The 12,296-nt window shown below is 27.9% G+C and carries 14 protein-coding genes; all 14 read left to right on the forward strand.

Annotation, left to right across the window (positions count from 1 at the left end; all coding sequences use genetic code 11):
• Positions 1-82: 82 nt before the first annotated feature.
• The 14 genes from ACTNAO_RS09660 to era all read left to right on the forward strand — a co-directional run bounded on the left by ACTNAO_RS09660 (position 83) and on the right by era (position 12,161).
• On the forward strand, positions 83-1,642 hold the full coding sequence (locus tag ACTNAO_RS09660) for a nitrite/sulfite reductase (protein ID WP_441025933.1): 1,560 nt from the start codon (positions 83-85) through the stop codon (positions 1,640-1,642).
• Positions 1,643-1,842: 200 nt separating this feature from the next.
• Positions 1,843-2,784: a 50S ribosomal protein L11 methyltransferase gene (gene prmA / locus ACTNAO_RS09665; RefSeq protein WP_441025971.1), complete on the forward strand. Its 942-nt coding sequence runs from the start codon at positions 1,843-1,845 to the stop codon at positions 2,782-2,784.
• A gap of 12 nt (positions 2,785-2,796) precedes the next feature.
• Complete coding sequence (locus ACTNAO_RS09670; RefSeq protein ID WP_441025935.1) at positions 2,797-3,549, forward strand: 16S rRNA (uracil(1498)-N(3))-methyltransferase; 753 nt, start codon at positions 2,797-2,799, stop codon at positions 3,547-3,549.
• Position 3,550: 1 nt separating this feature from the next.
• Positions 3,551-4,855: a tRNA (N(6)-L-threonylcarbamoyladenosine(37)-C(2))-methylthiotransferase MtaB gene (gene mtaB / locus ACTNAO_RS09675; RefSeq protein ID WP_441025937.1), complete on the forward strand. Its 1,305-nt coding sequence runs from the start codon at positions 3,551-3,553 to the stop codon at positions 4,853-4,855.
• An 18-nt stretch (positions 4,856-4,873) separates the two neighbouring features.
• Entirely contained in the window at positions 4,874-5,218 is a 345-nt protein-coding gene (locus tag ACTNAO_RS09680) for a histidine triad nucleotide-binding protein (RefSeq protein ID WP_441025939.1), read from the forward strand.
• 139 nt (positions 5,219-5,357) lie between these two features.
• Complete coding sequence (rpsU, locus tag ACTNAO_RS09685) at positions 5,358-5,534, forward strand: 30S ribosomal protein S21 (RefSeq protein ID WP_441025941.1); 177 nt, start codon at positions 5,358-5,360, stop codon at positions 5,532-5,534.
• A gap of 33 nt (positions 5,535-5,567) precedes the next feature.
• Complete coding sequence (locus tag ACTNAO_RS09690) at positions 5,568-6,020, forward strand: GatB/YqeY domain-containing protein (protein WP_441025943.1); 453 nt, start codon at positions 5,568-5,570, stop codon at positions 6,018-6,020.
• Between the two features lie 85 nt (positions 6,021-6,105).
• On the forward strand, positions 6,106-6,396 hold the full coding sequence (yqfC, locus tag ACTNAO_RS09695) for a sporulation protein YqfC (protein WP_441025945.1): 291 nt from the start codon (positions 6,106-6,108) through the stop codon (positions 6,394-6,396).
• Positions 6,389-7,504: a sporulation protein YqfD gene (yqfD, locus tag ACTNAO_RS09700; protein ID WP_441025947.1), complete on the forward strand. Its 1,116-nt coding sequence runs from the start codon at positions 6,389-6,391 to the stop codon at positions 7,502-7,504. The genes yqfC and yqfD overlap by 8 nt, the downstream gene beginning before the upstream one ends.
• 35 nt (positions 7,505-7,539) lie before the next feature.
• Entirely contained in the window at positions 7,540-9,597 is a 2,058-nt protein-coding gene (locus ACTNAO_RS09705; RefSeq protein WP_441025949.1) for an HD family phosphohydrolase, read from the forward strand.
• 13 nt (positions 9,598-9,610) lie between these two features.
• On the forward strand, positions 9,611-10,114 hold the full coding sequence (ybeY, locus tag ACTNAO_RS09710; RefSeq protein WP_441025951.1) for an rRNA maturation RNase YbeY: 504 nt from the start codon (positions 9,611-9,613) through the stop codon (positions 10,112-10,114).
• Between the two features lie 3 nt (positions 10,115-10,117).
• Positions 10,118-10,819, forward strand: a complete 702-nt coding sequence (locus ACTNAO_RS09715) for a diacylglycerol kinase (RefSeq protein WP_441025953.1) — start codon at positions 10,118-10,120, stop codon at positions 10,817-10,819.
• Between the two features lie 44 nt (positions 10,820-10,863).
• Positions 10,864-11,262, forward strand: a complete 399-nt coding sequence (locus tag ACTNAO_RS09720; RefSeq protein WP_441025955.1) for a cytidine deaminase — start codon at positions 10,864-10,866, stop codon at positions 11,260-11,262.
• An 8-nt stretch (positions 11,263-11,270) separates the two neighbouring features.
• Complete coding sequence (gene era / locus ACTNAO_RS09725; protein WP_441025957.1) at positions 11,271-12,161, forward strand: GTPase Era; 891 nt, start codon at positions 11,271-11,273, stop codon at positions 12,159-12,161.
• Positions 12,162-12,296 lie beyond the last annotated feature (135 nt).

A 12,296-nucleotide genomic window follows, 5' to 3' on the forward strand; every position in this document is an offset into this window, starting at 1 on the left:
AAGAAAATTCTTGATTTAAAATTGAAGAATAGAATAAAAAAAATGAGTTAAACTAAGTAAAAGACTTTTGAGGTGATTTATTGTGAGTGAGTTAAAAAAAGTATTACTTAGTGAGATCAATAATTTTAGAGAAGATGGTCATAAGTTTTTAAATAAAGAAATTAGTAAAATGGAGTTCAAACATATTTCAGGTGGTATGGGAGTATATGCTGAACGAGATGGGCAAAAATTCATGATAAGACTTAGAATACCATCAGGTGTTACAAGTATAGAAGAATTTAAAAAGATATGTGAATTTGCAAAAAAGTATAATCTACAAGAGATTCATTTAACAACAAGGCAAGCAATTCAGTTCCATAATATGACTATTGATTCTGTATGTGATTTAATGGAAGAAGCATTAGAAAATGATATATACACTAGAGGTGCTGGTGGAGATTATCCTAGAAATGTTGCATTGTCACCTTTATCTGGTGTTGATAAAAGTGAAATTTTTGATCCTACAGTATATGCATTAGCAGTAGGTAATTACTTTTTAGAAAGAATATATACATATAATCTTCCACGAAAAATAAAGGTGTCATTTTCAAATTCCCTAGAAGATACTGCTCATGTAACTGTTCAGGATTTAGGTTTTTTACCTGTTATTAAAGACGGCAAAAAGTATTTTAAGGTATATATAGGTGGAGGCCTTGGAATGAATCCTAAAATGGCATTAGAAGTAGATGAATTAATAGAACCTAAAGATGTAATTTATTATGTTCAAGGCATGATTAAATTGTTTATGGAAGAAGGAGATTATAAAAATAGAGCTAGAGCCAGAATAAGATATATTCGTGATAAAATTGGTAATGAAGATTTTGTAAGTAAATTCAAAGAATATAGCAAGATTCAAAAATCTATAGGAGGCTTTGATGTTAATGATGATTTAAGTGAAAATAATATAGTAAAAGAAGGCATAGAAACTCCAGTAAAGAATCATAGATTAATTGAACAAAAGCAAAAAGGATTATATTCAGTTTATATTCATCCTATTGGAGGCAAAATGTTAATAGAGGATCTTATTATGCTAATGCAAAAGTTAGAAAGTATTAATAATGGAACTGATATAAGACTATCAATGTGTGAAGGATTATATATAAGAAATCTAAATGGTAAAGAAGCAGAAGAAATACTTGAACTTACTAAAAATATTGGTGGAGATACTTTATTAGAACAAAGTATATCATGCATAGGAGTGCCTACTTGTCAAATGGGAATTTGCAATAGTCAAGAGTTGCTACAGAATATATTAAATTATTACAATGAGCAAAATAGGAAATCTGATGCCCTTCCACGTGTATTTATATCTGGATGTCATAATTCTTGTGGAGTACATGAGATTGGGAAAATAGGATTTTGTGGTAAAAAAAAGAAAATTGATAATGAAGTAAAAAATGTATTTACATTGTATATTGGTGGTTCATGTAATATAAATGAAGTAAAAATGGGCCATGAAAAAGGAGATATTTTACCTGAAAGAATTCCTGTATTTTTACACGAACTTGGAAGAGCTATTGAAAAATCAGGCATAGGATTTGATTGTTATATGAATGAAAAATCTTATGAATTTAACTTACTTTTAAATAAATATTTAGTATAATAATGCATTTTTTGGATAATAATTTTTTATGTAAAAGTTTTTACATAAAAATTATTATCCTATTTTTATGTTAAGTTTATTTTTCATAATTACCTCCATTTTATATAATATTATACCATATCTTTCCAAACAAGTTGACATTACACTTCTTGAAAGTATAATATTATAAATATATAGCAAAAAAGAGAGGAATGATTTTTTTGGAAGGAACTTGGATTGAAATTAGGGTTATAACTAAAAGCGAGGCTCTTGAACCAATATCAGGTATTTTTTATGGATTGGATTGTAAAGGTGTAGCTATAGAAGATCCGCAAGATATTTTAGGAAGAGAACAAGGACCACTTACATGGGATTTTGCAGATATAAATGTTTTAGAACATAAAGGGAAATTCGCAGTAGTAAAAGGTTATTTTTCAGAAGAAGATAATATTGATGAATTAGTAAAATATATAAAAGAAAAAGTAGAAGAAATTAAAAATATGGGATTTGATATAGGTCTTGGAAAAGTTGAATCTGAAAAAATGCATGAAGAAGATTGGGCTAATAACTGGAAAAAGTATTATAAACCTGTTAAAGTAGGCGAAAAGATAGTAATTAGACCTATATGGGAAGAATATGAAAAGAAAGATGATGAAATTGTTATATCATTAGATCCAGGAATGGCTTTTGGTACAGGTGAACATGAAACTACAAGAATGTGTATTAAAGCTTTAGAAAAATACGTAAAAAGTGATAGTACAGTTTTTGATATAGGTTGTGGATCAGGTATACTTTCAATAGCAGCTGCAAAACTTGGAGCAAAAATGGCAGTAGGTGTAGATTTAGATCCTGTGGCTGTTGAATCTGCAAATGAAAATTTAAAATTTAATGATGTAGATAACATTAAAATATTAGAAGGAAATTTAATTGATGTTATTGATGGCAAGGCAGATATTGTAATTGCAAATATTATTGCAGAAGTAATATGTATATTAACAGAGGATGTAAGTAAAGTTATAAATAAAAATGGATATTTTATTACATCAGGAATAATTAATGATAGAGTAAAAATGGTTACAGATAAGCTTGAGGAATGTGGTTTTGAAGTTATAAAAATAAATAATGATGGTGAATGGAATTGTATAATTGCAAAATTAAAATAAGGAGCATGGCTTATGCATAAATTTTTTACAGAAGAAAATAATTTCTATAATAATTCTGCAAAAATAATTGGCGATGATGTTAAACATATTTATAAAGTTTTAAGGCTTACAGAAGGTGAAGAAGTAATTATAAATAATACTAAAGGAAGAGAATATCTTGCAAAAATTAAGGATATTACGAAAACTGAAGTTGATGTTGATATCATTGAAGAATTAACAATTAATAATGAAAGCCCAGTTAAAATTACTTTGTTTCAAGGTATGCCAAAGGCACAAAAAATGGATTTAATAGTTCAAAAATGCACAGAACTTGGAGTAAATGAAATTTTTACAGTTATTACTTCGAGAGTAGATGTTAAGCTTAAGGGAGAATTTAAAAAAATAGATAGATTAAATAGAATTTCAAAAGAAGCTGCAAAACAAAGTAAAAGGAGCATAATTCCAAAGGTTTATGAGCCTATTTCCTTTAAGGAAGTGTTAGAAAAAATAAAGGATATGGATTTGTTTATAGTTCCTTATGAAAATGCAGAAAATTTTGGCATAAAGAAGCTTATGGATTCAATAGAAAGTAAAACAAAGGTAAAAAGTGTTGGAATAATAATTGGACCTGAAGGTGGTTTTGAAGAAGAGGAAATAAAAGAACTTAAGGAAAATGGTGCTTATGTTGTTACTCTTGGAAAAAGAATTCTTCGTACAGAAACAGCAGGATTTGTAGCAGCATCTTTAATTCAGTATGAACTAGGAGATTTAGGAGGTAGTATTTAATATGAAAGTGGCATTTTCTACCCTTGGCTGTAGAGTTAATCAATATGAATCAGAAGCAATGGCTGAAAAATTTATAAGAGAAGGTTACGAAATAGTCGATTTTTCAGAAGTGGCAGATGTTTATGTTGTTAATACATGTACAGTGACTAATATGGGTGATAAAAAATCAAGGCAAATAATAAGTAAGGCAAGAAGATTAAATGAAAAGGCTATTATTGCAGTTGTTGGATGCTATTCTCAGCTTGCACCAGATAAAGTATCAGCTATTGAAGGTGTAGATGTAGTACTTGGAACAAGAAATAAAGGTGATGTTGTATATTATGTTAATAAGGCAATAGATGAAGGCAAAATTCAAGTGCATGTAGATGGCGTTTTGAAAAATAAAGTATTTGAGGATTTAAATATAGAAGAATATCAAGATAAAACAAGGGCATTTTTAAAGATTCAAGATGGTTGCAATAGATTTTGTACATATTGTGCAATTCCATATTCAAGAGGGGCAGTATGTTCTAAGAAACCTGATAAAGTATTAAGTGAAGTAAAGAGACTTGCACAAAATGGTTTTAAAGAAATTATTTTATCTGGAATACATATTGCATCATATGGATTGGATTTAGATGAAAATATAGATCTTATTAATATTTTAGAGGAAGTAGAAAAAATAGACGGAATAGAACGAGTTAGAATAGGTTCCATTGAACCAGCATTTTTTACTGATGAAGTTGTTGAAAAAATAAAAAATATGAATAAATTATGCCCTCAATTTCATTTGTCACTTCAAAGTGGATGTGATAGTGTCTTAAAAAGAATGAATAGAAGATATAATACGGAAGAATATAAGCATATAGTTAATGTTTTAAGAGAAAATTTAGAGGATGTTTCTATAACAACAGATGTAATTGTAGGCTTTCCTGGAGAAACAGAAAAAGAATTTCAAGAAACATATAACTTTTTAAAAGATTTAAAACTTACCAAAACTCATGTTTTTAAGTATAGTAAAAGAACAGGAACAAGAGCAGCTGCTATGAAAGATCAAGTAGATGGTAAAATTAAAGAGGAAAGAAGTAAAGCGCTAATTGAACTTAATAATATTAATGAAAAATCTTATCATGAAAAATTCATAGGTAGGGAAATGAATGTTCTTTTAGAACAGGAAGTTAAGGGAAAAGATGGCATATTTGAAGGGTATACAAAAAATTATATAAAAGTAGAAGTTGAAGGTGCATCAAAAGACAAAATAGGAAACTTTGTTAATTGCAAGCTTGAAAAGGCTTATAGTGACAAGATTACTGGAAAATTAATTTAATAAAAGGAGGTGATATACATGGATGATTGTATTTTTTGTAAGATAATAAAGGGTGAAATTCCAAGTGATAAGGTATATGAAGATGATAAGGTATTGGCTTTTAAAGATATTAATCCAGAAGCACCAGTTCACATTTTAGTTATTCCTAAAGAGCATATTGAAAGTGTAAATGCAGTGAATTATAAAAATTCTCAAGTTATTGCACATATTTTTGAAGTAATAGGTAAAATTGCAAAAGAGCATGGAATAGACAAAGATGGCTACAGAGTAATATCTAATACTGGTGATAATGCAGGCCAATCAGTGCATCATATACATTTCCACATACTTGGAGGTGCTAAGCTTCCATTAAAGTTATGTTAACATTAAGTATAAATAATATTAAAAAAATTATACGAGTAGTTGACATTTTTACTAAATATATTGTATAATACTAGTTGTGTTATTAAGCCCGTAGCTGAGTTAATAGACAATTTTAGCTAGCGGAGGGAGGGATAATTAAATGTCAGAAATAAAAGTTGGAGAAAACGAAACTCTTGAAAATGCGTTAAGAAGATTTAAGAGAAAATGTGCAAGAGCAGGAGTTCTTTCAGAAGTAAGAAAGAGAGAACATTACGAAAAACCAAGTGTAAAGAGAAAGAAAAAATCAGAAGCTGCTAGAAAGAGAAAGTTCAAATAGAACTTTAGCTTTGGAAAGAAGGTATGAATTAGTATGCCGACAATAAAAGAAAGACTTCAAGAAGATTGGAAGGGCGCTTTAAAAGCGAAGGATAAGTTTAAAGCTAATGTTTTAAGTACTGCAAAGTCAGCTATACTATTAGTTGAAAAAACTGATAATAGAAAAATTGATGATGCTGAAACTATTGAAATTTTAGCTAAGGAAGTCAAGCAAAGAAGAGAAGCTTTACTTGAATTCGAAAAAGGAAGTAGACAAGATTTAGTTGATGAGGCTAAAGCCGAAATCGAAATTTTGCTTAACTACCTTCCTCAGCAGTTAAGTGAAGATGAAATCAAACAAATAGTTAAAGATTCAGCTATTGAAGTGGGCGCAAATAGCATGAAAGATATGGGAAAAGTTATGGCAGTAGTTAGACCTAAGGTTGTAGGTAAAGCTGATGGCAAACTTGTAAGTGGAATTGTAAAACAATACTTAACTAATAAATAACAAAAAGAACTATCAAGTTCTTTTTGTTATTTTTTTTGCACTAATATCATAAATTTATATAAAGCATTTAAAGGAGAAAATATAAGTGAATAATAGTGTAGAGAAAATAAAAAAAATTGCTGCAGATGTTACAATGTTGCCTGAAGATATTGTTCTTAAAATACCCAAAATAACAATTGTTGGTATGAATGAAGTTACTATAGAAAATCATAATGGTATAAAAAAATTTCAAACAGAGATTGTAGAGATAAATTCAAAAGTAGGGGTAATTAGCATTAAAGGAAATAATTTTGAAATATTATATATAAGTTCACATACAATTATTTTAAGTGGAATATTTAAAGCAATAGAATATGAGGCAAGATCATATGATTAATAAGGGATCTATAACATTAAATATTGAATTAAAACAAATAGAAAGATTTATTAATAGTCTTTATGAAAATAAAATTAACCTTACTAAAATAAAAAAAATAGATATTGTAAAAATACAAATAACAATAAGTTATAAGGATTTGGATAATACATTAAAAATAGTTAAAGAATATGATGGAAAATATCAAATTATAAAGGAAGAAGGAATTAAATATTATATAAATAATTCAAAGAAAAAAATTACTTTATTTATTGGTGTAGTTATTTTTTTTGTAATTATATATTGTTTATCTAATTATATATGGTCTGTTGATATAGAAACTGGTGAAAATATTGCTCCTTTTGAAATTAGAAAAGAGCTTTTTTTAATGAAAATAAAACCAGGTATAAGCAAAAATAAAATTCAAGACACTATTATTGAAAAAGAACTTGAAAGCATAGATGATAGAATTCTTTGGGTGAGGGTAAGAATTGAGGGGGTATCTTTAAAGGTAAAGGTTATTGAAAAGGTTAATCCACCGGATTTGGAAGAAAATACTATTAATGATTGTATTTCAAAAATGGATGGAGAAGTGAAAAAAATTTATGTTAAATCTGGCACTGCAGTTGTAAAACCAGGAGATATGGTAAAAGAAGGAGATGTACTTATAAAAGCTCAAGATGGCAAGGAAGGTCTTGAATATGAGGAAATGGCAGAAGGAGTAGTAATTGCTAATACATTTTATGAAAAATCAATGGAAATGCAGATAAAAGGAAAGGAAATGAAGAAAACAGGTAAAACTGCTGAAGATATTTATATAAATGCTTTTGGAATGAAGATTTACTTAAAAAAATTCAAGAATAACTATAAAAACTATGATAAAATAGAAGAGAATAATTTTTTGATAAATAAAGTTAAATATACAGAAATGCAAGAAGAAATAGTTGATATTAATAAAGAACAAGCTGTTAATTTTTGTATAGAAAAGCTAAAGGATTCATTAAATGCTACATTATCAAGTGATGCTCAAATAGTAGATTATTCTTCCTATGCAGAGGATATAGAAAATGGTAAAATAAATGTAAAGGTAATGTTTAAAGTTGAGCAAGATATAGCTCTTAAAAATTGATTTTTTACGTAAACTAGAGAAGGTGAAATGATAAAATGAGAAAAAAATCATTTGAAATAAAGGACCATAAAAACTTTGTAAAAAAGTGTATTTTATATATAATTACTTTTTTTATAGGTTATATACTTTTGATAACTGCAGTTGCTCCACAGAAATATGATTTATCTGTAGGTGAAATTGCTAAAAGTGATGTTAAGGCTTCAAAAGAGTTTATAGATGAAGCTGCTTCACAAAAAAAGCTTCAAGAGGCAATAGACAAGGTTGATAAGCAGTATACGCAAAAGGGTGAAGTAAAAATACAAGCAGAAGATGACATTAATGAACTTTTTAAAAATATTAGCAGTGTAGCTATAGAATCTTCAGATGAGGCATCTAAAATAAAAAAATTACAAGAACAATATAATGTATCATTAGAATATAGTGATTTAAATTTACTTTTAACTACACAACAGGATGCTCTTAAAATTATTCAAAAAAAGATTTTAGGTATTATTGATAATGTTTATGAAATGAATATTGAAGATGGAAATAGTGAAAGCTTAGAAAAAGCAAAGAACTATGCAAATTCAAAAGTTGATGAACTTGGATATAGTGGTGATATTAATTCTACTATTAAAAATATAATTTCAAATGAAATAAAACCAAATTTCTTCTTTGACAAAGAGAAAACTAATGAAAAAATTCAAGAAGTAGAAAAAAGTGTTGAAAAAGTAGTTATCAAAAAAAATCAAATTATTGTTAAGGAGGGAGAACCAGTTACAGAATCTCAAATAAACCAATTAAAGGAACTGGGTATCCTTAAGGAAGACAGTAGCGGCTTTGATATTTTATATTTAATAGTAGCTGTATTCTATTTGGCGGTATTATTTATTCAAAATTATTATATTTATAAAAATCATCCTAATATAAATAAAAATTTTAAAAAGGTATTTCTTATAAATTTAATATCAACAACATCTCTAGTGTTAGCAAGATTTGTTGGATTTGCTAGTGAATATTTAATTCCTTTTGCTTGTGCACCAATACTTATTACGCTTCTTGTTAATTCTAAAATATCTCTTGTTATGAATGCAGTTAATGTAATAGTTATAGCAGCTTTAGTAGGATTTGATCCGCAGGTTATACTTCTTGCAATAGCTAATGTGATTTTAGGATCTACTATAATAAAAAAATTGCAGCAAAGAAATGATATATTATATGCTACTATTTACATAGCAATTATTGTTACCATATTAAATTTCTCAATAGGATATATTTTGTCAAATAACCTAAGTGAAATATTATTAAATTCATTATTTGTAATAATTGGAACATTTTTATCAGGAGTACTTGCTATAGGCTTTTTACCAGTATTTGAAGCAACTTTTGATATAGTAACTACATTAAAATTATTAGAATTAAGTAATCCTAATAGTCCACTATTAAAGAGACTTTTAATGGAAGCTCCTGGGACATATCATCATAGCATGATGGTTGCAAACCTTGCAGAACTAGCAGCTGATGAAGTTGGTGCTAATTCTGTAGTAGCAAGAGTTGGTGCATATTATCATGATATTGGAAAGATTACAAGACCGTACTTTTTTAAAGAAAATCAGCTAGGAAAGGAAAATCCACATGATAAAATAAATGCTACACTTAGTACGTTAATTATCACAGCTCATGTTAAAGATGGAGTAGAGCTTGCAAAGGAATATAATCTTCCTAAAATAATACAGGATTTAATTGCACAACATCATGGAACTACTCTTGTAAAGTATTTTTATTATACTGTTAAAAATAATTCAGAGAATCCAGATGAGGTTAAAGAAGAGGATTTTAGTTATCCAGGACCAATTCCTAGTACAAAGGAAGCTGGAATTCTTATGCTTGCAGATTCAACTGAAGCAGCAGTAAGATCTATAAATGATCCTACAAAGGAAAAGATTGAAAAAATGGTATATGATATTATAGAAGATAAACTTCAAACAGGACAACTTGAAAATTGTGATCTTACTTTAAAGGATTTAAGTAAAATAAGAAAATGCTTTTTAAAGGGATTAACAGGTATATATCATCAAAGAATTGAGTATCCTACAGATAAGACTAAATTATAAATGGAGAGATTAAATGATTTATGTTGAAAATAACCAAAATAAAATAGAAATTAATGAGGAACAAATAGAAAAATTAAAAAAAGTTATAGATTTTGCCCTTAAGGAAGAAGAAGTTAAGGTTCCTTATGAAATATCTGTTTTGTTTGTAGATAATGAAGAAATAAAACAAATAAATAAGGAAAATAGAAATATTAATAGAGAAACAGATGTATTATCATTTCCTATGCTTGATTATGAAAATAAAATGGTGTTTAAAGAATATTACAAGGATTTTGTTTTTGACAAAACATTCTTAGATGAAGATAAACTAGTATTAGGTGATATTGTATTATCTTTAGAAAAAGCTTTAGAGCAAAGTAAGGAATATAATCATTCTTTTGAAAGAGAGGTTTCATATTTGGTTGTACATTCAGTTTTGCATCTTTTAGGATATGACCATATGGAAGAAGAAGATAAAGTGATTATGAGAAGGAGAGAAGAAGAAATATTAAATTTATTAGATATTAAAAGGGGTTAAATTATGAAGTGTCCAAATTTGTTAGATAGTTTTAATAATGCTATAAAGGGAATTATAGAAACTGCAAGAACAGAACGGAATATGAAGATACATTTAACTGTAGCTGTTCTTGTATTAATAGCTTGTTTCTTTTTTGATATATCAAAAATAGAAGTTTTAATAGTTGGTATATGTGTTACTATGGTAATTGCAGCAGAACTTATAAATACAGCTATAGAAGCAGCTATTGATATGACAACAAATTATTATCATCCTCTTGCAAAGGTCGCAAAAAATGCTGCAGCTGGTGGTGTGTTTATTACAGCAGTAGGTGCCGTAATATGTGGTTATATAATTTTTTGGGATAAACTTTCTACAATATCATATGCATTAATACATAGAGCTAAAAATTCAGAACCCTATGCTATTTTAATAGCAATTGTTGTAGTTTGTTTTTTAACAGTTATTATAAAAGCATTTTTTGGTGAAGGAACTCCCCTTAAGGGAGGTATGCCAAGTGGTCATAGTGCAATATCCTTTGCCATAGCAACAGCAATATCTTTTTTGACAGAATCTCAAACATGTATTGTTTTAAGTTTTGTAATGGCACTTATTACAGCTCAAAGTAGAGTGGATTCAAAGGTTCATTCTATATGGGAAGTTATTGTTGGTGCTATTTTTGGAGTGCTTGTTACTATGCTTATTTTTTCTATATTTAAAATTTGAATTAATTAATATAAATAGATATACTATAAAAAAGGATGATTAAAATGAAAGAAAAATTAGTAAAAGAAGCTATTAAGGCTAAAGAAAATTCATATTGTCCTTATTCTAAATTTAGTGTTGGTGCTGCTGCACTTTTTGAAGATAATGTAATCTATACAGGGTGTAACATAGAAAATGCATCATATGGTGCTACAAATTGTGCAGAAAGAACAGCTATTTTTAATGGCGTATCAAAAGGAAATAGGAAGCTTAAAGCATTGGCACTTATTGGAAGTACAAAAGAATTTACATATCCATGTGGTATGTGTAGGCAAGTAATGCTTGAATTTGCTGAAAACGATGATATGATAATATACATAGCAAAAAGTGAAAAAGAAGTAATAGAAATAAAAATGAAAGATTTATTACCTGGATCTTTTTCTAAAAAGGATTTAGGATTTTAGGAGGTACAATGTTTAAATCAGGATTTGTAACTATAGTAGGAAGACCTAATGTTGGAAAGTCAACTCTTATGAATAAGATAATGGGAGAAAAATTATCTATTGTTTCAAATAAACCTCAAACAACAAGAAACAATATACAAACAATATTAACAACAGATGATTATCAAATTGTTTTTGTAGATACACCAGGAATACATAAACCAAAGCATAAGCTTGGCGAATATATGGTTAATTCAGCTAAGGATTCATTGAAAGATGTTGATTTGGTTCTATTTTTAACAAACCCAGATACTGAAATAGGGCGTGGGGATAAATTTATATTAGAAGCATTAAAGGATGCTCAGTGTCCAGTTTTTTTAGTATTAAATAAGGTTGATGAAAATACGCAAAATAGAGTGGCTGAATCTCTTGTTATGTATTCTAATGAATACAAGTTTGACGAGGTTATACCTATATCAGCTCTTAAAGGCAAAAATGTTGATACATTGTTAGAACTTATGGTTAAGTATTTACATGAGGGACCTAAGTATTATCCAGATGATATGATTACTGATGTTCAAGAAAGATTTGTAGTTTCAGAAATAGTAAGAGAAAAGGCCTTAAGAACACTAAGAGATGAAGTGCCTCATGGTATTGCAGTAGACATAATTCAAATGAAAAAAAAGCCAAATGGAAAATATCATATAGAGGTAGACTTAATATGTGAAAAGGATTCTCATAAAGGTATAATAATAGGTAAAAATGGTCAATGCCTAAAAAAGATTGGTGAAACTGCAAGATATGAAATTGAAAAATTTCTACATGCAAAGGTAAATGTTAAGATTTGGGTTAAAGTAAGGAAAGATTGGAGAGATAATCAAAATCTTTTAAAGGAACTTGGATATAAAAAAGTTAAATAACAATATACTTGTTATTTAGGAGAATATTAATAGTTATTAAAAATATATTCAAATATAATCAAATGTAATATAATATATTTAGGGGTGATTATATTTGAGTAAAAATTATAAACCAAAAGAATTTGCAGAACTTTT

Origin of the sequence: Clostridium sp. HCP1S3_C6, assembly GCF_052066735.1 — a bacterium.
Taxonomy (GTDB): domain Bacteria; phylum Bacillota; class Clostridia; order Clostridiales; family Clostridiaceae; genus Clostridium.